Origin of the sequence: Streptomyces sp. NPDC088350 (assembly GCF_044753545.1) — a bacterium.
Classification (GTDB): Bacteria; Actinomycetota; Actinomycetes; order Streptomycetales; family Streptomycetaceae; genus Streptomyces.
In genome coordinates, this window is the sequence record NZ_JBIVNL010000014.1 from 207,337 (window position 1) to 228,193 (window position 20,857).

Below are 20,857 nucleotides of genomic sequence, written 5' to 3' on the forward strand. Positions count from 1 at the left end.
TTCGTGAAAGAAGCTCACGACGTGAAGGGGAGCCTCACGACGGCAGGAGTCTCGGTTTCTTCTTCGCCGCCACGTCCTCCACCCAGCCGCAGAGCAGGATGAAGACGGCGATGAGAATCCAGCCGATGCCGAACATGAACCACTGGCTGGCCAGCGGCAGCCACTTCTCGAAGGCGGGCACCTTCCAGAACTGGTCGGTCAGCGGCACGGCGAGCACCAGCGCGATCTCGTGCCAGAGATAGACGGTCACGGCCCGCGCGTTGAAGATCGTGACGATCCGGTCGAGCCGCTTGAAGCGGGTCAGCCAGGCGAAGTCGATGGTGAAGTAGGCCTTGGCCCACATCAGCAGCATGACGTAGCCGGCCGACCAGTACGTCTGGGCGAGCGGGTTCTCGTCCAGGTCGTAGGTGCCCGCCTCGGCCTGGTGCGTGAAGGCGTACCAGCCGCCGAAGACGATCGCGGCGATCGACAGTGTGACCACCAGGAAGGGCTTCAGCTTCTGGAGCACGCCGTCGCGGTGCGCGAAGCCGAGGATCCAGCAGAAGAGGTACGTCGACAGGTCCCACAGCGCGTTGCCGAAGCGGTTGTCCGGCCCCGACCACACGTACTTGAGGACGACGATCGGCACGAGGGTGAGCAGCAGCACCGGGATCGGCGCCTTGCGGAAGATCCACAGCAGGGCCGGTGAGAGGAGGACGAACCAGAGATACGTCCGCAGGTACCAGAGGATCTCCCAGGCCTGCAGCCCCCAGGCGTTGCCCGGCGGGTCACCGACCGGCACCACCCAGAACACGATCTGCCAGCCCGGCATCCAGTCGTGGATCATCATCGCCAGGACCACGAAGAAGCCCCAGAACCAGAACGGCGGCAGCAGCCTCCGCATCCGGCTCCTGACCACCTTGGCCGCGGGCCGCTCCAGCGACTTCGCCATCAGCGTGCCGGCCAGCCCGAACATGATCCCCATGGAGGGGAACACCATCCCGCACCAGGCCCACCCGAAGGTGTGATAGGTCACGACCCGGATCAGCGCGACGGCCCGCAGGGTGTCGAAGTACCGGTCCCGGCCCGCCGGTTGGGGCGCGGGCTGCTCCGCCACTTCCTTGACGGGCTCCTCGACCACCGGCTCCGGGGCGGTCTCCGGCTCCAACTCCGGCTCCAACTCCGGCTCGAACTCCGGTTCTACGACGGGAAGAGGCGCCGTGGCGTACACCGGCTGCCCGTAGTCGACGTACTGCGGCTGCTGTTGCTGTTGCTGCTGTTGATACGGGTACGGCTGCTGCGGCTGGCCGTACGACTGGGGCTGGCCGTATCCCTCGTAGCCGTAAGGCTGTTGGGGGTACTGAGGCTGCTGGGGCGAACCGTAGCCACCGCCGTATCCCTGTTGCTGTTCCCAGGTCATCAGCTCGCCCCCGCCGGTGTGCCGACCTCGCCGGTGCGCTTGAGTTTCTGCCAGCGCAGCCGGCCGCCGGTCAGGGCGGTGATGCTGGAGTGGATGAGGACCAGGTACATCATCTGGCGGTAGGCCAGTTGCTGGAGCGGCATCATCAGCAGATAGCGGTACTTCTCCCGGTCCAGCCTGAACGCGTAGGCCGCGCACAGGAGTTGGATGCCGAGGACCGCGAACCACATCGCGAGGGACGCCCAGAAGTCGACGAAGATCATCGAGTAGACGGTGAAGACGTCGATGAGCGGGGCGAAGACCGGGGTGATGATCTGGAAGATCACCACCAGGGGCATGCCGACCCGGCCGAAGCGGCCCGAAGGACCCTTGTCCGTAAGGGACTTGCGGTGCTTCCACAGGGCCTGCATGGTGCCGTAGGACCAGCGGTAGCGCTGGGACCAGAGCTGCTTGAGGGAGGCCGGGGCCTCGGTCCAGGCCCTGGCGTGCTCCTGGTAGACGACCCGCCAGCCCTCGCGGTGCATGGCGATGGTGATGTCCGTGTCCTCGGCGAGGGTGTCCTCGCTCATGCCGCCGACCTGGAGCACCGCCTCGCGGCGGAACGCGCCGATCGCGCCCGGGATGGTGGGCATGCAGCGCAGCAGGTCGTACATGCGGCGGTCGAGGTTGAAGCCCATCACGTACTCGATGTGCTGCCAGGCGCCGATGACCGTGTTGCGGTTGCCGACCTTGGCGTTGCCCGCGACCGCGCCGACCTCGGGATCGGCGAAGGGCTGCACCAACTGCCGTACGGTGTCGGGTTCGAAGACGGTGTCGCCGTCCATCATCACGACGATGTCGTAACTCGCGCTGCGCACACCGTTGTTGAGGGCGGCGGGCTTGCCGGCGTTCTCCTGGCGGATGACGCGGACGTTGTCCATGCCGAACGAGCGGGCCGCCTCGCGGGCGATCTCCGAGGTGCCGTCCGAGGAGCCGTCGTCGACGACGATGATCTCGATCGGGTGGGTGCTCTTCGCCAGTGACTCAAGGGTGTTGGCGATGCACTCCTTCTCGTTGTACGCCGGGACGATCACGGTCACCGGGCGGGTGACGGTCGGTCCCCAGCTGAACCGGCGTTTGTTGCGCTGTCTGTAGTGGCGCCGGGCGAGGATCAGCATCATCCCGAACCGGCTCATCACGGCGACGCCGACGACGGTGAGGCCGGCCGCGAGCCCCGGCACCACCCACTCGGCGACCGTGACGGCGTAGATGAGCGCCTTGCCCTCGTAGAGGGTCATGCCGGTGGCCTCGCGGTGGGCGCCCTGGAGGACCGAGGTCCGCCGCGTGCCGCTCCGGGTGCCGCTCCCGGTGCCGCCGACGGCCGACCCGACCGTCGTGCTGCCGCCGGGCGCGGCGGTGGGCGCTCCGGAGGGTGCCCCGCCGGCCTCGACCGTGCCGGTGCTCGCGCCGGTGCCGCTCGCGCCGGTGCTCGTGCCTGCGGCGGCGCCCGTGCTCGTGACGGGCCGGGCGGAGTCGTTCTTGGCGAGGGCGCCGCTCACGGTGGTGAACGTGTAGCCCTTCGCCTTCATCTTCTCGATGTACTTGGGCAGCGCCTTCATGGTCTGCGAGCGCACACCGCCGGCGTCGTGGAAGAGCACCGAGGAGCCCGAAGTCCCGGACGGCGTCGCCCACTTGATGATCTTCTCGACGCCGGGCTGCTTCCAGTCGTCGCTGTCGGTGTCGACGAAGACGCTGGTGTAGCCGTCGGCGCCGAGCTTCTTGTAGACGGGGTAGCTGTAGTTGTCGATGGCGTCCGTCTCCGAGGAGTACGGCGCGCGGAACAGCGTCGTCGTGATGCCGGCCGCGCCCGCCAGCGCGAGCTGCGTCTGCTGCATCTCGCGCGTGATGCGGGCGTCGCTCTGGTAGGAGAGGTCGACGTGGGTGAAGGTGTGGATGCCCACCTCGTTGCCCTCCGCGACCATCTGCTTCACGATGCTCGGGTAGCGCGAGACCATCGAGCCCACCAGGAAGAACGTGCCCGGGACGTCGTACTTCTTGAGGATCTTCAGGACCGTGGGCGTGTAGGTGGGGTTCGGGCCGTCGTCGAAGGTGAGGACGATGGTCTTCTTCGGGATGGTCTGGGTGACCGGCCGGCCGTTGCGGAAGGTCAGGATCGGGCCCCCGTTGAGGACCTTGTCGGGGACCTTGCTGGCGCTCGCGCCGTCCCGGACGCGCTGGTCGCCGCCGACTTCCGCGCGCAGGTAGCCGTCGAGCAGCATCACACAGGTGAGACCGAGCAGGAGCAACAGGGCGAGAATCACTCGGGGCCGTTGGAGCGCGGCGGCCTTGCCGGCCGCGCGCTCCATCCGAGTGGGGGCGCGTCGGCGCCCACGCGAGGGAGTCGTCGTAGTCATGGCTGCGGGTGGGCTCCGGTCAGTGTGCGGTGGCTGAGGAGGACGGGGCCGCACCCGTGGGGGCGCCCGAGGGGATGTCGGTCGGAGCGCCGGTCGGAACACCGGAGGGCGCTACGCCGCCTCTGCCTCCGTTGGGGGCATAGCCGCCCCCGGGAGCCGAACCGGCCTGACCGCCGCCGAACGGCAGCAGCGAGGAGGGGGTGACGGAGATGCCCCAGCCCATGAACGCCATGCCGAGTACGAACGCGTACCCGAGGCAGACGGTGCCCATGAGGAGGCCGATCCGGCGCAGCACCTTTGACCGGCGGCCGGAGTTGTCAACGAACACAGGGCCTTCTGCTGACCCGTTGCCGCGTTTGCGGCGGCGACCCCGATCAGAGGCGCGGTTTTCGATGGCGGACTCGGATTGCATTCCCCAGACATTAGGCCGCCTTTATGTGACCAAAACTCTGGTTCTCTTGTGAGCCCGCCAAGAGAAACGCCGCAACCTGTGCCTTTCCATAGAGAACCCAGGAATTGCCTTATGAGCAGCCGGTGTCGGTAGTGTCCTCAATATTCCGATCCGTCGCCCGAATTGACCGTTTCTTGCGACGATACCCGTGGGTTTCCTATGCTTCTTCTGTCTTCGCGAGACACAGCCCGATGTGCTTCATTTAGGCTTCGGAAACCGACTCTGTTTCCATCCTGAGACAGAAATCACCGTCCCGAGACGGAAAGGGTGCATGCTCAATGAGGAGTTTCCTGAAACCGGCGGCCGGGCTCACCTGCTTGTTTGCCCTCGCGGTCACCGGATGCTCCTCGAGCTCCGACGACTCGTCCGACGCGGCCCCGTCGGCGACACAGAAGGCGAGCACGACCCCCTCCGAAAGCGCCTCTTCGACGCCAACGACATCGTCGTCGACCACGTCCTACGCCCCCTACGTGAGCGTCACGACCGCCGCCGACACGGACAGCGCCGGGTCGCCGACGACGTACAACCTCGCCTTCGCGATCTCCGACGGCAGCACGTGCACGCCGAAGTGGAACGGCACGACGGCCATCGGCAACGCGGCCGTGACATCCCGGATCGCGGCGCTCAAGACGTCCGGCGCCACCGTCCGCGTCTCCTTCGGCGGGGCCTCCGGGAAGGAGCTGGCGGAGACCTGTACGAGTGCGACCGCGCTCGCGAAGGCCTACGGCGAGGCGCTGGACGCGGCCGGCTCCACACAGGCCGACTTCGACATCGAGGGCGACACCCTCACCGACTCCGGCTCGGTCGCCCGGCGTTCCCGGGCGATAGCCCTGCTCCAGAAGGAACGCACCGGCCTCAAGGTCTCCTTCACCCTCCCCGTGATGCCGTCCGGCCTCGACTCCGACAGCCTGGCGCTGCTGGAGTCCGCCAACGACAACGCGGTCGCCGTCTCCACGGTCAACATCATGACGATGAACTACGGCGAGTCGTACACCGGTGACATGGGCGACTACGCGGTCACGTCTGCCACGGCCACGCACACCCAGTTGAAGAAGGTGTTCGGGTTGTCGGACGCGGGGGCCTGGCAGGGGATGGCGCTCACGTCGATGATCGGGGTGAACGATGTGTCCGGTGAGACGTTCTCGCTCTCGGATGCGGCGCAGGTGCGGAAGTTCGCCGAGGAGAAGGAGATCGCGTGGGTGTCGATGTGGTCGACGTTTCGGGATCAGCGGTGTGAGAGCGGGAGTTCGGATGACGATGCTGCTACTGATTGCAGTGGGGTGACGCAGACATCTGGAGCGTTCGGGGAAGCGTTTGCCGGGTGACTGGTGCGTTGCCGACTTGCGGTTCGTTGTGGCTGGTCGCGCCCACGCGGCGGAGCCGCAAATGTCACAGCCCCGCGCCCCTAAGGCAATGCCCCTAGCGGAGTCTGTGAAGTAGCCGGCCCGCACACACCGTTGCGATGCATGTGCCGGCCTTGTCGAATACGGCCAGGTCGGCACGGTCACCAGCTACCACGGCCGTAGGGCGTGGGCCGACGAGGATCTCGACCCCGTTCCGGTCTGCCGCCGCCCGGAGTTCGGGTGAGTCGACGTGTGCCGCCAAGACAGCGGTCGCCCCCGTCTTCAGCACGGCGTGGACGCGCTCGCGTGGGCTCGGGGCGTCCGGAAGTGGGCCCTCATGGATGCGGGACGGGCCCAGGACGCCCGGCCAACTCCGCACCCGCGCACCCGGAAACCGCTCCAGGACCTCCGCCGGCGTCCCCACACCCACCACCCGGGCACCCTCGACGGCGACGGCCCCGCCCTCGTCCGCCGTGTGAATCGTCAGCACGGGCAGGTCAGTTGGCCGACAGGAGCTTCAGCTCCGGGTGGGCCGTGCCGCCTTCGATCGCCGTGGACGAGATGTGGGACATGACCCGCTCGTCGACGGGGTCGTTCGCCGGGTCGTCGTGGACGACGATGTGCTCGTAGGTGGTGGTGCGTTGGGCGGGGACCCGGCCCGCCTTGCGGATCAGGTCGATGATCTCCAGGCGGTTGGAGCGGTGCTTGGCGCCGGCGCTGGAGACGACGTTCTCCTCCAGCATGATCGAACCGAGGTCGTCCGCGCCGTAGTGCAGGGAGAGTTGGCCGACCTCCTTGCCGGTGGTGAGCCAACTGCCCTGGATGTGGGCGATGTTGTCCATGAAGAGGCGCGCGATGGCGATCATGCGCAGGTACTCGAAGAGCGTGGCCTGCGTGCGGCCCTTCAGGTGGTTGTTCTCGGGCTGGTAGGTGTACGGGATGAAGGCCCGGAAGCCACCGGTGCGGTCCTGTACGTCACGGATCATCCGCAGGTGCTCGATGCGCTCGGCGTTGGTCTCGCCGGTGCCCATGAGCATGGTCGACGTCGACTCGACGCCCAGCCCGTGCGCGGTCTCCATGATCTCCAGCCAGCGCTCGCCGGACTCCTTGAGCGGGGCGATCGCCTTGCGGGGGCGGGCGGGGAGCAGCTCGGCTCCCGCGCCCGCGAAGGAGTCGAGACCGGCCGCGTGGATGCGCGAGATGGCCTCCTCGACGGAGACCTTCGAGATGCGGGCCATGTGCTCGACCTCGGACGCGCCGAGGGAGTGGATGACCAGCTGCGGGTAGGCGGCCTTGATCGCGGCGAAGTGCTTCTCGTAGTACTCGACGCCGTAGTCCGGGTGGTGTCCGCCCTGGAACATGATCTGCGTGCCGCCGAGTTCGACGGTCTCGGCGCAGCGCCGCAGGATGTCGTCGAGGTCCCGCGTCCAGCCCTTGGCGGTGTCCTTGGGCGCGGCGTAGAAGGCGCAGAACTTGCACGCCGTGACGCACACGTTCGTGTAGTTGATGTTCCGCTCGATGATGTACGTCGCGATGTGCTCGGTACCCGCGTACCGGCGTCGGCGTACGGCGTCTGCGGCAGCGCCGAGCGCGTGCAGCGGGGCGTCGCGGTAGAGGTCGAGGGCCTCTTCGGGGGTGATGCGCCCGCCCTCGGCGGCACGGTCGAGGACGGACTGAAGCTCGGCCTTCTCGGTCACCGGGGAATTCCCTTTCGTCAAGGGTTGTGGACGGACTCAGCCAGCCTACGCCAGCGGATTTCCTGCCCCGACCTCAGGCCGTGTACGCGCCGACCAGTAGGCCGAAGAAGGCACCGGCGAGCAGAAACGGGCCAAAAGGGGCTGCCGTCCTCCCCTTTCGGGCAAGGACACCCCCGTAGACCGCCCTGAGCGCGAACCCCGCGAACGTGCCCAGCATGACCGTCGGCCAGCCGTACCACCCGAGCACGACGCCCGCCGCGACCCCGAGCCTCACTTCCCCGATACCCAGCCCACCTCCGCCGGGATCGAGGCGCGACAGCCCGAAGTACCCGGCACCGAGCGCGCAGGCCCCGAGCAGCGCGGTCGTCCAGTGCCCGGCGTGCTCGGGCACGAACGTCACGACACCGAGGAGGGCGAGGGCGACACCCGCGGCGGGCAGCGCCAGGTCGGCGGCGGACAGTACGGCGACGGGCGCGAGCAGCAGCCAGACCCCCACCTCGGGCCGGATCCCGGTGGCGACGGCGAGGGCGACGCACACCAGCACCACGAGGAGCGCGGTACCGGCACCGCGCCGCCCGACCCGCGCCACCACCGCTCCCGCACCGGCGCCCCACACCCCCGCGAGGGCGATCAGGAGATGGCCGTAGTCCATCGGACGGCTACTTGACCTTGGACAGTCGCGCGGTCGGGGAGCCCTCGGCGGAGCTGTCCGACACGTACGTGAGGTCGTCGCCGGTGGGGGTGAGGGTGACGGTGTGGGCGGCCTGGTTGCATACGTCGCGGTTCGAGGTCGCGCCCGCTGCCGTCGCGACGAGCTGGGTCTTCGTGACCTGCTTCAGGGTCAGTACGTCGTCGCAGACACCGCCGAGCTGGTCGGTCTGCCGGAGGATGCCCAGCCGCTGGCCCACGCCGACCTTGGCGACCGTGATCCGGAAGGTCCCGTCGGGGAGCGTGCCGCCGAGGGCGGTGCCCGTGCCCTGCCAGGTGCCGAGGTAGGCGGCGGGCACGGTCTGGGCGGGGGCGGGGCCCGGGGTGCCGACGGTCGCGCTCGGCGCGCTGCTCGGGGTGGGGGTCGGGGTGGGGCTCCGCCCGTCGCTCGTCGTGCTGCTCGGCCCGCCGCTCGCCGTCGGCTCGGTGGCGGAGCCCGCGGCGGAGTCCGAGCCCTTCTCGCCGGGCAGCATCGAGTACAGGGCGAGCGACCCCACGGTCACCCCGGCGAACGCGGCGACGACCAGCACCAGCGTGCAACTGACCCTGCGCCCCCGCCGGTTGCCGTCCGGAGCCGCCGTGGCGGCGACGGAGACGGACACCTTCCCGGTACGGCGACCCGACTGCGGCGGAACGGTGTCGTGCGGCGGCGGCGCGTCCCGGAACTCCGGTACGGGCGCGAGGAACGGCGGCGCGGTCGGCGCCGGCGTCTTCGCCCAGTCCACCGAGCCCTCCATCACAGGCGGCGGCCCGAACGCCCCGGCACCGCCACCGCCTCCCACCGAGGGACTGCTGAACCCCACCGGCCCCGAGGGCACCCCCTCGGCCACCCCCGCCGCCTCAAGATTCAGCAGCTGTACGGCACTTCGGCTGACCTGCTCCACCAACGCCCCCGGCAGCCACCCACCGGCCACCAGCCGCGCCGCCCCGTCGGGAGCGAGCCGCCGGGCCACCTCGCCCGGAGTAGGCCGCGCGGCAGGGTCCTTGGTGAGACAGGCGAGGGCCAGTTCCCGCAACTCGCCGTCCATCTCACCGAGTTGGGGCTCCTCGTGCACCACCTTGTAGAGGAGAGCGGCCGAGGAGTCACCGGGAAAGGGCGACTCGCCGGTGGCCGCGTAGACCAGCACCGCACCCAGCGAGAAGACGTCCGACGCACCCGTCGCGCCCTTCCCGAGGATCTGCTCGGGGGCCATGTATCCGGGCGAGCCGACGGAGACACCGGTGGAGGTGAGGGACGCCGTGCCGTCCGTGGCGCGGGCGATCCCGAAGTCGATGAGCAACGGCCCGTCGAGGGTGAGCAGCACGTTGGACGGCTTCACGTCCCGGTGCACGAGCCCCAGTTCGTGGACCGCCGTCAGCGCTTCCGCGAGCCCCGCGCCCAGCGCCCGTACGGAAGCCGTGGGCAACGGCCCGCCGTCCGCGACGGCGGCGGAGAGGGAGGGCCCGGCCGCGTACGCGGTGGCGACCCACGGCACGGAGGCCTCGGGGTCCGCGTCCAGCACGGGGGCGGTCCAGGCGCCGCCCACCCGGCGCGCGGCGTCGACCTCGCGGCGGAAACGGGCGCGGAACTCCTCGTCGAGCGCGAAGTGCGGATGCACGATCTTGACCGCGACCGTACGACCGCCCGCGCTGCGCCCGAGATAGACCCGGCCCATCCCGCCGGAACCGAGCCGCCCGAGCAGCCGGTAGGGCCCCACGACCGCGGGTTCGTCGCCTCCGAGCGGCTGCATGCCGTCCACCCCTCCCCCGTAGGACTTCCAGCAGGGTAGTGCGCCGTACCCCTCCGCTACTTACGGCTGGAGCAGATCCACGTTCACGTCGGCCGGGAAGCCGGTCGTCGGGCCGACCCGGCGGGCGAACTCGGCGACCGCCGCCAGCTGGGGTGCGCCGAAGCGGAAGTCGAGGGTGGTGAAGTACCGCTCCAGGACCTGCTCGTCGAACTCCTCCCAGCGGGCGGCCTGTTCGGCGACCTTGCCGACCTCTTCGAGGGAGAGGTTGCGGGAGGCGAGGAAGGCCTCGTGGACCTTGCGGGTGATGACGGGCTCGCGCTCCAGGTAGTCGCGGCGGGCGGCCCACACGGCGAAGACGAACGGCAGCCCGGTCCACTCCTTCCACAGCGTCCCGAGGTCGTGCACCTCAAGCCCGAAGCGGGGCCCGTCGAGCAGGTTGGCGCGCAGGGCCGCGTCACCGATGAGTACGGCGGCCTCGGCCTCCTGCATCATCAGGCTCAGGTCGGGCGGGCAGGTGTAGTACTCGGGCCGGACGCCGTAGCGCTCGGCGAGCAGGAGCTGGGCGAGGCGGACGGAGGTCCGCGAGGTGGAGCCGAGGGCGACCCGGCGGCCGTCCAGCTGGTCCAGCGGGACCTGCGAGACGATCACGCAGGACATCACCGGGCCGTCGCAGCCGACGGCGATGCCGGGGAAGGCGACCAGGTCGTCCGCGTTGCGGAGGAACTCGACGAGCGTGATGGGCCCGATGTCGAGGTCCCCCCGCACCAGCTGCTCGCTGAGCTTCTCCGGGGTGTCCTTGGTCAGCTCGAAGTCGAGAAGCGTGCCCGTTCTCGCGAGCCCCCAGTACAAGGGCAGGCAGTTCAGGAACTGGATGTGGCCGACGCGCGGCCGGGTGCGAGAATTGTCCACGACGTGAGGCTAGACCTCATGAGGTACGCTCCATACTTCGGCCCCACAGTCAAGCCTCCGGCGATCTTCAAACGTCCGGGTGATGTGATCTTGGCCTCTATTGCTTTCGGCTGCCCAAGTGCTAGGCTCGCCGCAAGTTGCAGTTTGGTTTCCCTTGCAGTACAGAGCCTGCGGAGCATGTAACCGCGGGCTCTTGTCGTTTTCAGACGTATGCAGTAGTGCGGGACTTGTTTTCACACTTGCAGGGTTCTGGAGCAGGGCAACCCTTTGGGCCCAAGGAGGGCTTATGGCTACCGGAACCGTGAAGTGGTTCAACGCCGAAAAGGGCTTTGGCTTCATCGCCCAAGAAGGCGGAGGCCCCGACGTCTTCGTTCACTACTCCGCGATCAACGCGAGCGGCTTCCGTTCGCTGGAGGAGAACCAGCAGGTCTCCTTCGACGTGACCCAGGGTCCGAAGGGCCCGCAGGCGGAGAACGTCACCCCCGTCTGAGTCACCTGATCGCAGTTATTCGGTCTCGGAGCCTGGTGCTTTGATCCGGAACAGATAGCAGTACCCAAGGAGCCCCGCGCCGCAAGGTGCCGGGGCTCCTGCCTTTGCCTCCGGCGGTGGGGCGGGCTGGCTGTCGCCGGGCGCGTGTCCTCGGCTCGGCCGGTTGCCACCGGGCGGGTGTCGGAGGCCCGGCCGGTTGTCAGTGGGAGTCGCTAATCTCCCGGCTCATGACATCCGCCAAAGGCGAGGCCGAAGCCGAAGCCGATTTCGTGACCACCACTCGGACCTTCTACGACGCGATCGCCGAGGACTACGCCGAGATGTTCGCGGGTGAGCCCGGCGGCAGGCCTCGCGACTGGACGGTGCAGGCCGCCTTCGCCGAGCTGGTGATCCGCAGCGGGGGCGGGACGGTGGCCGACCTGGGCTGCGGCCCCGGCCGGACGACCGCACACCTCGCCTCCCTCGGCCTGGACGTCTTCGGCCTCGACCTCTCCGCGTCGATGCTCACGATCGCCCGCCGCGAGAACCCGGGACTCCGCTTCCGGCAGGGCTCGATGCTGGCCCTGGACATCCCCGACGGAACACTCACGGGGGCCGTCTCCTGGTACTCGTCCCTCCACACCCCTGTGGACCGACTCCCGTCCCTCTTCACGGAGTTCCACCGCGTCCTGGCCCCGGGCGGCTACCTGCTCATCGCCTTCCAGACGGGCGACCGCCCCCTCACCCTCGACCGGCCCTTCGGCCACCCGGTACGCCTGGACTTCGAACGGCGACGACCGGAGCGGGTGGCCGAGCTGCTGGAGACGGCGGGGTTCGCGGTGCGGTCACGGACGGTCCGGGAGGCGGACGAGGAACTCAGGGAGTCGTCACCGCAGGCGTTTCTGCTCGCCCGGAAGACTGCGGCTGCCGCTGCCGCTGCGCTCTAGGGCTCGGCGGGCACCGACCTCGCTGGGGTATTCGCGGACGGTGGTCCAGGCGGCGAGCCAGCCGACGAGGTACGCGGCGAAGGCCGGCATGACGGGTGCCGCCAGGGCGATGAGCACCCGCCCGCCCGCGGCGCCGAATCCGGCGGACCTGCCCGCCTGCCGGTTGTGGTCGCGCTTGGCGATCCAGGTCTGCTTCGGGCTGGGCGGGTCCAGGAGGGCCTGTCGATGACTCCGGCGCTGCTTGATCCAGCCCCAGACCAGGGCTGCGCAGCACAGGACGACCTGCGCCCAGTCGTAGGCGGTGCGGGTATGGGACGGCAGCAGGTCGCGGACCCCCTGGAAGAGGCCGAAGGTGAAAAGGCAGTAGAAGGCCATGAAGACGAGCAGGAAGACCGTCGTACGCGCACGGCACAGCCAGTAGAGCGTGCCGCGCTCGTACCAGGTTCTGCCGAGTTTCGGCAGTTTCGGGATCTCCACGGGGACCCCCGCCGTGGCCTCAGAAGAGGCTCGTGACGCCATGCCACACGTCCTTCAGTAGTCGTTTCCCGTCGTCCACCGTCTCTGTGGCGACATCACCGGCGCCGTGCAGTACACCGCCGACGACACCGTGGTCGTGGATGTCCTCGCTCCAGTGCTCGTGGAAAGCGTGATCGAGGACGCTGGTCGCGACGATGGTCGCACCGACACCGACCGCCGCCACCGCCACCGCGCCCTCGACCGGCAACGCGACCACCGCCAACGCCCCCACCGCCACACCCCCAACAGCCACCCCGACATCCACCGTCACGGAGTGCTGCCACGACCAGCCCTTGTCGTGGTCGTCCTTCGCCTCCACCAGCCCGCACGCGGCGGCCGCGGCGACGTCGATGACCGGTACCTCCTTGAGGAACTCGGGGAGTGCCTCAAGGCCCTTGCCCAGCCGCAACGCGTCCGCCGCGTCGGCGAGTTTGACGTTCAGGAGCCGGTCGTACGGCAGCTTGCCGCTGCCGACGTCGGCGCGGGCGATGGCCTCCTCCAGGGAGTCGACCTGCATGACCGCGTCACGGTAGGCGCCCTTGGCGGGCAGGTCCTTGGGGAGGGAGCGGCCCGCTTTCTGGTACGCCTTGCGCTCCGCCCGGAGTTCCTTCTTCGCCGTCTGCTCCGCGGCCTTCGCGTCGTCGAGTTCGGCGCGCGCCTTCTTGCCGCCGGCCCGCGCGTCCTCCGCGTCGTAGGCGTACAGACCGCGCAGCGCGTCGGCGATGGTGATCTTGTCGCCGGTCGACACCTTGTCCGTGACCTGCGCGTACAGCCCGCGCAGCTTGTCCGCGGCGACGAGCCGGGCGTGCTGGGCGGTGTGCGTGACCTGCCGGCGGACCGTGTCGTACTCGGTCATCGCGGAGATCGTCTTCTGGTCGGCCGCGCTGGGCGGGTTCGCCGTGAGCACGGGCAGGGGGACGCCCTTGTCGCCCATGGGCACACCCTTGCCCGTCGCGACGTGTTCCGCGTTCTGCAGTGCCGTCTCGCACGTGGACAGCGCGTCGGCGAGGGTGCCGAGGATGTCCCCGACCTCGAACACCAGACTGGCGAAGGCGCCCGCCGTCAGCGCGTCCTCGCTCCACTTCGCGCGGAACTCCTCCGCCGCGTCGCCCTTCCAGCCCGCGTCGTCGACGAGCGACTCGACGGCACTGGTGACCGGGCGGACGACGTCGTCGAGTTGGTCCTTGGCGTTCTTGTACGTGGTGGCCATCGTGTGCAGCCCGCCGATGTCGCCGCCCACCCAGCTGTCGCCCATCAGCCCTCCCCCACCATCAGGTCCTCGAACACGCCGTGGACGTCGACGTCGTGCCGGTGGAACGAGTCGCGCGCGTACGCGACCTTGTCGCCGTGGTCGTCCAGCCGGTCGGCGAAGCCGATGTGCAGGCCGAGGATGAGGTGCGCGACCTCCTTGATGGCGTCGTCGAGCCCGGCGTCCCCGCCGCTCACCACGGGCGGGGAGACCTGGGGTCGCAGCTTCCGGTAGTCGGTGGCCTGGTCGTGGAAGGTCGTCGCCATCGACGTGAGGTCGCTCAGTACCGCCTTGAAGTCGGCCGACATCAGCGCACCTCCCGCGCGTAGGCGGCCAGGTCGGCCGACCGCCAGTTGTGCCGGCCCGGGGCGACCCTCGGGTCGAGGAGGACGGTGGCTCCCCGCTCGCCGAGCGCCTCGGCGAGCGGCCCGATCGAGGTGATCACCCACGGCTGGGCCTCGCCGAACGCGTCCACCAGCTTCTCCACCGTGGTGAAGGCGTAGGCCGCGGTCCGCCGCGCGGGATGCTCGAAGAGCTCGTAGACGACGAACGGCACCCGCACCGGCCGCCCGTCCTCGTCCACCGCGTCGGCATACCGGGGATGCGCCGGCACGAACACCGCCGTCTCGTACGGCGGCACCCCCGGCCTGGGCCCCGGTCGCCCGTCCGACGTCGGGCGGGCCGCCGGCTCCGCCTCCGCGTAGTCGAGCAGGCTGGACCGGCGCGGCCCCGGCGGCTCCGCCGCCACCGCCCCCTGTGTGTAGTCAAGAAGGCGTGAACGGTTCGGCTCCCCCACCGCCGTCTCCTCTTCCCTGTGATGCAGCGTGGCCACTGTGGACGTGTTCGCGCCATCACAGTAGCCACCGACCGAGGGCCCAAATCCGGCTATGTCAGCCCTCCGAACCCGTTGCATGCGCAATGCATACGGCCGCTTGGCCCCGGCCTGGTCATCCCTTGACCCCGTGCTGACCAGACCACGGCACCGGTGCCACGACCGCTACAGCGCCCCCGCCAGATCCAGCGCCGCCACATACCCGAACGTCATCGCCGGACCGATCGTCGAGCCCGCGCCCGCGTAACTGTGCCCCATCACCGCCGCACTCGCGTTCCCCGCCGCGTACAGGCCGGGGATCACCGAACCGTCCGCCCGCAGCACCCGTGCCCGTGCGTCCGTGCGCATACCGCCCTTGGTGCCGAGGTCGCCGGGGACGATGCGGAAGGCGTAGTACGGGGGGAGCCAGAGGGGGGCGAGGCAGGAGTTGGGGAGGACCGACGGGTCCGTGTAGTAGTGGTCGTAGGCGCTGTTGCCGCGCCCGAAGTCGGTGTCATTGCCGCTCGCCGCAAGGGAGTTGAAGCGGCTCACCGTGGAACGGAGGGCCGCCGCCGGGACACCGATCGACGAGGCCAGGGCGTCCAGCGTCCACTCCTTGTACGCGGCGCCCGAGCTGTACCAGTTGTCGGGGAAGGTGAACGTCGGCAGGACGTCCTTGAAGAGGTAGCGGTTGCGGTAGTTCTGGTCGACGATCAGCCAGGCCGGGATGTCGGGGGCGGAGGTGTTGCGGTCGTACATGGTGTGGACGACGTCGCTGTACGGCGCGGCCTCGTTGACGAAGCGGGAACCGGCCTGGTTGATCAACAGGCCGCCGGGGAGGGTGCGTTCGGCGAGGCAGAAGTACGGCTGGTCGGGGAGGGGGATGGACGGGCCCCACCAGGCGTCGTCCATCAACGCGAGCGAGGCGCCCACCCGTTGGCCCGCCTGGATGCCGTCGCCGGTGTTCTCCTTCGCGCCGACGGTCCAGTCCGTGCCGATGGGCTGGCGCTGGTACTGGGCGCGCATCGCCGCGTTGTGCTCGAAGCCGCCGGAGCCGACCACCACCCCGCGCCGGGCGCGGACCAGTCCGGCGGCGCCGCCGCTCGTGACGACGGCTCCGGTGACGGTGCCGTTCTCCACGTAGAGGTCGGTGAGCGGGGTGTTGAGCCACACCGGCACCCCCGCGGACTGGAGTCCGGCGCGCAGGCCGGCGGCGAGGGACTGGCCCATGGTGAGCGGCTTCTGGCCGAGCAGGGCGGCCTTGGTGCCCCGGGCCAGGCACTCGGTGGCGACGGCCGCGCCCTTGACGCTCACGGCGGCCAGGGCGAGCCACTTGTAGTCGGCGCTGAAGACGACCATGCCGGACGGGACGGCCAGGTACGGCGGGTTGAGGTGGGCGAGTTCGGTGCCGAGGATGTTGCCGTCGAGCTGATCGGGTTCCATGGAACGGCCGTTGGGGAGGCCGCCCGGCAACTCCGGGTAGTAGTCGCTGTATCCCTCCATCCAGCGGAACCGCAGCGGGCTGTTCGCCATGACGAAGGAGATCATGGCGGGGCCGTGGGAGAGGAAGGACTGCTGGCGGTCCGCCGACACGTCGGAGCCGACGACCGCGGCCAGGTAAGTGGCCGCCTTGGCGGGGGTGTCGGGGACTCCGGCCGCCAGGATCACCGGGTTGTTGGGGATCCAGATCCCGGCGCCCGAGCGGGCCGCGGACCCCCCGAACGTCGGCGCCTTCTCGACCACCACGCAGCTCAGGCCCTGTTTGGCGGCGGTCAGCGCGGCCGTCATCCCGGAGGCTCCCGAGCCGATCACGACGACGTCGTAGGTGCCGAGGAGGGGGAGGTCGGCGGCGTGGGCCGCCTGGGGCAGCCCGGCGGCGACGGCGAGCGCGGCGACCGCACCACCGGCCAACACGCGTCTTCTGCCAGGGAGTTCCGTATGTGCGTCCGTGCTCGGGGTCATGGCCCCTCCAGCCCGACGAGGAAATGGGCTGGGAATGTCGCGCGGGGGTCTTGTGAAGTCAATAACCAGGTCCGCACCATCTCACCAAATCGCCCCGAACGGCGCTTAGTTCGCGTACTGGACCCCGATCGTCCGCTAGTTCGCGTACAAAGCCTCGATGTCCCGGGCGAAGTCCCGCATGAGGACCTCGCGGCGGAGCTTCATCGACGGGGTGAGGTGGCCGGCCGCCTCGGTGAAGTCCACCGGGAGGACGCTGAAGCGGCGGATGGACTCGGGGCGGGAGACCAGTTTGTTGGCGTCGTCCACCGCGCGTTGCAGGACGTCTCTCAACTCCTCGTCGTCGATGAGGAGTTCGGCGGGGACGGGGTGTTTGCCGTTCATCTGGCGCCAGTGGGTGATGCCTTCGAGGTCGAGGGTGATGAGCGCGGCGACGTAGGGGCGGCGGTCGCCGACGACCATGCACTGGGCGATCAGGGGGTGGGAGCGCAGCCAGTTCTCCAGCGGGGCCGGGGCCACGTTCTTGCCGCCCGCGGTGATCAGGATCTCCTTCTTGCGGCCGGTGATGGTGAGGTAGCCCTCGTCGTCCAGGCGGCCGATGTCGCCGGTGGCGAGCCAGCCGTCGGGGGACGCGGAGATCACCCCGTCGGCGTGCGGGTCCCAGTAGCCCCGGAAGACCTGGCCGCCGGAGAGCAGGATCTCGCCGTCCTGCGCGATCCGCACCCGGGTGCCCGGCATCGGCCAGCCCACCGTGCCCAGCCGGGGTTTGAGCGGCGGTGTGCAGGTCGCCGCCGCCGTCGTCTCGGTCAGGCCGTAGCCCTCGAAGATCTCGATGCCCGCGCCGGCGTAGAACGCGGCGAGGCGGCGGCCCAGCGGGGAGCCGCCGCAGATGATGTAACGGAGCCTGCCGCCGAGGGCGTTGCGGATCCTGCGGTAGACCAGCGGGTCGTAGAAGGCGCGGGCCGTCTTCAGCGGGCGGCTCGGGCCCGGACCCGTGCCGGAGTGGCGGGCCTCCACCGCCTCGCCGTAGCGGCGGGCCACATGCGTCGCGCGGTCGAAGACCTTGCCCCGGCCGCCCTTCTCCGCCTTCGCCCGCGCGTTGTTGAAGACCTTCTCCAGCATGTACGGGATGGCCAGCAGGAAGGTCGGCTGGAAGCTCGCCAGGTCGGCCAGCAGGTCCTCGGACTTGAGGCTCGCCGCGTGGCCGAGGCGGACCCTGGCGCGGACGCAGGCGATCGCGACCATCCGGCCGAAGACATGGGAGTAGGGGAGGAAGAGGAGCGTGGAGGGCTCTTCGCTCGGCTTGTCCTTGAAGACGGGGTAGAGGAGTTCGATCGCGTTGTCGACCTCCGCGAGGAAGTTGCCGTGCGTGAGCGCGCAGCCCTTGGGGCGGCCGGTGGTGCCCGAGGTGTAGATGACGGTGGCGAGCGTGTCGGGCAGCAACACCCCACGCCGTACGGCGACTTCCTGGTCCGGGACGGTCCGGCCCAGCTCGGCCAGCCGCTCCAGGTGCCCCTTCTCGAACACCCACATGTGACGCAGGTCGGGGAGCCGGGGAGTCTCCGGGCCGAGTGCCGACGCCTGCGCGACGGTCTCGGCGGCCATCGCCACCGCGCCCGTGTCCTGGAGGATCCACCGGATCTGGAAGAGCGAGGAGGTCGGATAGATGGGAACGGTCACCAACCCGGCCGCCCACGCGGCGAAGTCGAGGAGCGTCCACTCGTACGACGTCCGCGCCATGACCGCGATCCGGTCGCCCGGCTGGAGGCCCTCCGCGATCAGCCCCTTGGCGACGGCCTGCACCTGCCCGGCGAACTCCGCCGCCGTCACGTCCACCCAACTCCCGTCCTCCGCCTGCCTGCTGAGGACCCGGTACGCGGGCGCGAGCGCCGCGTTCTCGAACGGCACGTCGGCGAGCGAGCCGTTCGTCGCCGGCGGCACCAGCGGCGGTACGGACACCTCCCGCACCACACCGTCCAGCCGCCGGATCTCGGGCTCGACGAGTACGGGCGCGCCGTCGTAGTCGTGGCCGGACGGGTACGCGAGGGACATGTCAGCTCCTGAGGCGTGCAGCTTGTACCGCTCTGCTGCATTAGGTACGCATGGTGCGTACCGAGGTGTTCACCCACGGCCCGGACCGGGGTGTTACCGCGGGTCAGGTCGAAGATCGTACGGGCCCCGCGTGGGGACTTGGTGCGGGTTCGGGGGTGGTAAGGAGCCGGGCCTGTGCAACCTCGGCGGGTTCACCCGGCTTCGCCGGCCGTCCGTCCGCCCTGCGCCGGCCATGCGTCGCCGCTGCGTCACCCAGGTACCCGCCATGGACCGTCCGGCTCGTCCCACTTGGCCTTACCTGCGGTAACCTTACTGCGAAGTAAGCCGAAAAGAGCCGCCCAGGACGCACCCGGGAGTGGGACATGGCCAACCCCTATCCGACCCTCACCGACACGCCCGCGCTCACCCCGCTCCTCCTGCGCGGCGCCCTGCTCTCCCCCTTCAAACGGCCGCGCTCCGACGCCGACTTCCCCCGCACCCGCCTCGTCCTGACCGGCGTACGCGTCGACCTGGCCCGCCTGGCCGCCTACGAACGGGTCTGCGGCTTCGCCACCGGCGACGACGCCCTCCCCCTCACCTATCCGCACGTCCTCGGCTTCCCCCTCGCCATGCGCCTGATGAGCGGCCGGGCCTTCCCGCTCCCGCTGCTCGGCCTGGTCCACACCTCGGTGGAGATCACCCGGCACACGGCGGCACCGGCCACCGGGGAGTACGAACTCACCGTCTACGTCGACGAGTTGGCCCCGCACCGACGCGGCACCGAAGCGACGGTCACCACGGAGATGCGGGCGGGGGGCGGGGGTGCGGTCGTATGGGAGTCGCGGAGTACGTATCTCGCCCGGCACCACCGCGCCGACCCGCCCGCACCCGAACTCCCGGAGGCGCAGGCGCCGTTGCCCACCGTCGCCGAATGGCGGCTCGGCGAGGACGTGGGCCGCCGCTACGGCGCCGCGTCCGGCGACCGCAACCCGATCCACCTCTACCCCTTCACCGCCCGCCTGTTCGGCTTCCCCCGCGCCATCGCGCACGGCATGTGGACGGCGGCCCGGTGCCTCGCGGCCCACGGCACACCCGAACGCACGCTGGTACGGGTCCAGTTCAGGGCGCCGGTGCTGTTGCCGGGGGTGGTGGAGTACGCGGCGGAAGGGGACCGTTTCCAGTTGCGGAGCGGCGAGCGGATCCATGTGGACGGGGTCGTCCGGCCGCTCACCCCCTGAGCCTCACGGGCGCTCGGCGTCGGTCGCGACCGGCGGCGACCAGGGCCGCCCCTCCATCAGGCCGCCCAGTCCCGCCCACGCGAAGTTCATCAGGGTCGCCGCCGCCTGCTTGGCGGTGACACCCGGGGTCGTGTTGGCCCAGGCGGCGAGGGACTCGGCGGCGCCGACGAGGGCTTCCGCGAGGCCGGCCACCTCGTGTTCGGGGAGGTCGGGGTCGCGGTGGGCCTCGCGGGCGGCGACCGCTATCAACTGGGTGACGAACGCGACGAGTTCGGCGCGCATCGCGGCCACCTCGGCCGCGAAGGGCTCGCCGTGGGTGCGGGCCTGGAGATGCAGGACGGACCAGCCGTCCGGATGCTGGGCGGTGTGGGTGAAGAACGCCCGCAGTCCGTCCCAGAGTTGGCGGTCGGCGGGCGAGGCGGTGTCCACCCCGGCCCGTACCGTCTCGGTGAGCGCCTGTCCCTCGCGCCGGATGCACGCGGTGAAGAGGTCTTCCTTCGAGTTCAGATACAGATACACCAACGGCTTGGACACACCGGCGAGTTCGGCGATCTCGTCCATCGACGCGGCCATGTAGCCGCGCTGTCCGAAGGTCCGCACGGCGGCGTCGAGCATCTGCTGCTCACGGACCGCCCGCGGCATCCGCTTGGTCTTCACGGCACCCATGGGGGCAAGGGTAGTTGGGCCCCGGTGCTAGGAAGTCCGGCCCTGCGGGTGGGACGTCGGCTGGGCGGCGTCCACCGTCTCGTCCTCCTGGCTGCGGTTGGCGTCCAGGTTGGCCTTCATCCGGTCGACCCGGTCGACGATCTGCACGGAGGCCCGGTCCCGCACCCCGCGCAGCACCACGAAGCTGATCGGCGCCGAGATCACGAGGGCCAGCAGCACGATCCACATGCCGTTGGACTCGCCGAAGCCGCGCGGGAAGACGCCGAGGTAGACGAGGCCCCAGACGACTCCGAGGCAGCCCGCGAAGACCCCGAGGCGCATCAGCGTGTAGCGGAACATCT

At 69.9% G+C, this 20,857-nt stretch carries 20 protein-coding genes; 4 read left to right on the plus strand and 16 right to left on the minus strand.

All coding sequences use genetic code 11. The features are described from left to right. Positions 1-34 precede the first annotated feature (34 nt). Genes ACIQBL_RS40020 through ACIQBL_RS40030 form a run of 3 tightly spaced genes read right to left on the minus strand, consistent with a single transcriptional unit; the run spans position 35 to position 4,120 of the window. Positions 35-1,399 (minus strand): acyltransferase, encoded by a 1,365-nt coding sequence (locus ACIQBL_RS40020; protein ID WP_401951557.1) that lies wholly within the window; start codon positions 1,397-1,399, stop codon positions 35-37. Further along, complete coding sequence (locus ACIQBL_RS40025) at positions 1,399-3,792, minus strand: bifunctional polysaccharide deacetylase/glycosyltransferase family 2 protein (protein ID WP_401951559.1); 2,394 nt, start codon at positions 3,790-3,792, stop codon at positions 1,399-1,401. Before ACIQBL_RS40025 ends, ACIQBL_RS40020 begins: the two co-directional genes overlap by 1 nt. A gap of 19 nt (positions 3,793-3,811) precedes the next feature. Then, positions 3,812-4,120 (minus strand): hypothetical protein, encoded by a 309-nt coding sequence (locus ACIQBL_RS40030; protein ID WP_401951562.1) that lies wholly within the window; start codon positions 4,118-4,120, stop codon positions 3,812-3,814. Positions 4,121-4,521: 401 nt separating this feature from the next. Here ACIQBL_RS40030 and ACIQBL_RS40035 point away from each other — a divergent pair, with 401 nt between their 5' ends. Beyond that, positions 4,522-5,568 (plus strand): chitinase, encoded by a 1,047-nt coding sequence (locus ACIQBL_RS40035; RefSeq protein WP_401951565.1) that lies wholly within the window; start codon positions 4,522-4,524, stop codon positions 5,566-5,568. 94 nt (positions 5,569-5,662) lie between these two features. On the opposite strand, the gene ACIQBL_RS40040 is transcribed toward ACIQBL_RS40035, so the two are convergent. The 5 genes from ACIQBL_RS40040 to ACIQBL_RS40060 form a co-directional block, all read right to left on the minus strand. Then, on the minus strand, positions 5,663-6,076 hold the full coding sequence (locus ACIQBL_RS40040) for an imidazolonepropionase-like domain-containing protein (protein WP_401951568.1): 414 nt from the start codon (positions 6,074-6,076) through the stop codon (positions 5,663-5,665). Positions 6,077-6,083: 7 nt separating this feature from the next. Next, entirely contained in the window at positions 6,084-7,283 is a 1,200-nt protein-coding gene (mqnC, locus tag ACIQBL_RS40045) for a cyclic dehypoxanthinyl futalosine synthase (protein ID WP_401951570.1), read from the minus strand. A gap of 73 nt (positions 7,284-7,356) precedes the next feature. Then, the gene (locus ACIQBL_RS40050; protein ID WP_401951573.1) at positions 7,357-7,935 is read right to left on the minus strand and encodes a hypothetical protein; all 579 of its coding nucleotides are present in this window, start codon (positions 7,933-7,935) and stop codon (positions 7,357-7,359) included. A gap of 7 nt (positions 7,936-7,942) precedes the next feature. Next, positions 7,943-9,721 (minus strand): serine/threonine-protein kinase, encoded by a 1,779-nt coding sequence (locus ACIQBL_RS40055; protein ID WP_401951576.1) that lies wholly within the window; start codon positions 9,719-9,721, stop codon positions 7,943-7,945. Positions 9,722-9,781: 60 nt separating this feature from the next. Beyond that, the gene (locus tag ACIQBL_RS40060; protein WP_401951579.1) at positions 9,782-10,630 is read right to left on the minus strand and encodes a menaquinone biosynthetic enzyme MqnA/MqnD family protein; all 849 of its coding nucleotides are present in this window, start codon (positions 10,628-10,630) and stop codon (positions 9,782-9,784) included. 286 nt (positions 10,631-10,916) lie between these two features. On the opposite strand from ACIQBL_RS40060, the gene ACIQBL_RS40065 reads away from it, so the two are divergent. Both ACIQBL_RS40065 and ACIQBL_RS40070 read left to right on the plus strand, forming a co-directional pair. After that, positions 10,917-11,120, plus strand: coding sequence for a cold-shock protein (locus ACIQBL_RS40065; protein ID WP_003992177.1), 204 nt, complete (start codon positions 10,917-10,919; stop codon positions 11,118-11,120). A 227-nt stretch (positions 11,121-11,347) separates the two neighbouring features. Further along, positions 11,348-12,046 carry a class I SAM-dependent methyltransferase gene (locus tag ACIQBL_RS40070; RefSeq protein ID WP_401951582.1) on the plus strand — a complete coding sequence of 233 codons (699 nt, stop codon included), beginning with the start codon at positions 11,348-11,350 and terminating at the stop codon, positions 12,044-12,046. Here ACIQBL_RS40070 and ACIQBL_RS40075 read toward each other — a convergent pair. The 6 genes from ACIQBL_RS40075 to ACIQBL_RS40100 form a co-directional block, all read right to left on the minus strand. Then, entirely contained in the window at positions 11,987-12,565 is a 579-nt protein-coding gene (locus tag ACIQBL_RS40075; RefSeq protein WP_401951585.1) for a hypothetical protein, read from the minus strand. The genes ACIQBL_RS40070 and ACIQBL_RS40075 overlap by 60 nt on opposite strands. After that, entirely contained in the window at positions 12,543-13,817 is a 1,275-nt protein-coding gene (locus tag ACIQBL_RS40080) for a WXG100 family type VII secretion target (RefSeq protein WP_401951588.1), read from the minus strand. The genes ACIQBL_RS40075 and ACIQBL_RS40080 overlap by 23 nt, the downstream gene beginning before the upstream one ends. After that, the gene (locus tag ACIQBL_RS40085) at positions 13,817-14,119 is read right to left on the minus strand and encodes a DUF6317 family protein (protein WP_401951591.1); all 303 of its coding nucleotides are present in this window, start codon (positions 14,117-14,119) and stop codon (positions 13,817-13,819) included. Before ACIQBL_RS40085 ends, ACIQBL_RS40080 begins: the two co-directional genes overlap by 1 nt. Further along, a complete protein-coding gene (locus ACIQBL_RS40090) occupies positions 14,119-14,607 on the minus strand; it encodes an SAV_915 family protein (protein ID WP_401951593.1) in 489 nt (162 codons plus the stop codon). Before ACIQBL_RS40090 ends, ACIQBL_RS40085 begins: the two co-directional genes overlap by 1 nt. Positions 14,608-14,808: 201 nt before the next feature. Continuing rightward, on the minus strand, positions 14,809-16,584 hold the full coding sequence (kstD, locus tag ACIQBL_RS40095; RefSeq protein WP_401951596.1) for a 3-oxosteroid 1-dehydrogenase: 1,776 nt from the start codon (positions 16,582-16,584) through the stop codon (positions 14,809-14,811). 135 nt (positions 16,585-16,719) lie between these two features. Beyond that, a complete protein-coding gene (locus ACIQBL_RS40100) occupies positions 16,720-18,633 on the minus strand; it encodes an AMP-dependent synthetase/ligase (RefSeq protein WP_401951599.1) in 1,914 nt (637 codons plus the stop codon). Between the two features lie 362 nt (positions 18,634-18,995). Here ACIQBL_RS40100 and ACIQBL_RS40105 point away from each other — a divergent pair, with 362 nt between their 5' ends. After that, on the plus strand, positions 18,996-19,850 hold the full coding sequence (locus ACIQBL_RS40105; protein WP_401951601.1) for a MaoC family dehydratase: 855 nt from the start codon (positions 18,996-18,998) through the stop codon (positions 19,848-19,850). A gap of 3 nt (positions 19,851-19,853) precedes the next feature. On the opposite strand, the gene ACIQBL_RS40110 is transcribed toward ACIQBL_RS40105, so the two are convergent. Both ACIQBL_RS40110 and ACIQBL_RS40115 read right to left on the minus strand, forming a co-directional pair. Further along, on the minus strand, positions 19,854-20,516 hold the full coding sequence (locus ACIQBL_RS40110; RefSeq protein ID WP_401951603.1) for a TetR/AcrR family transcriptional regulator: 663 nt from the start codon (positions 20,514-20,516) through the stop codon (positions 19,854-19,856). Between the two features lie 27 nt (positions 20,517-20,543). Further along, a complete protein-coding gene (locus ACIQBL_RS40115; protein ID WP_401951606.1) occupies positions 20,544-20,855 on the minus strand; it encodes a DUF4229 domain-containing protein in 312 nt (103 codons plus the stop codon). Positions 20,856-20,857 lie beyond the last annotated feature (2 nt).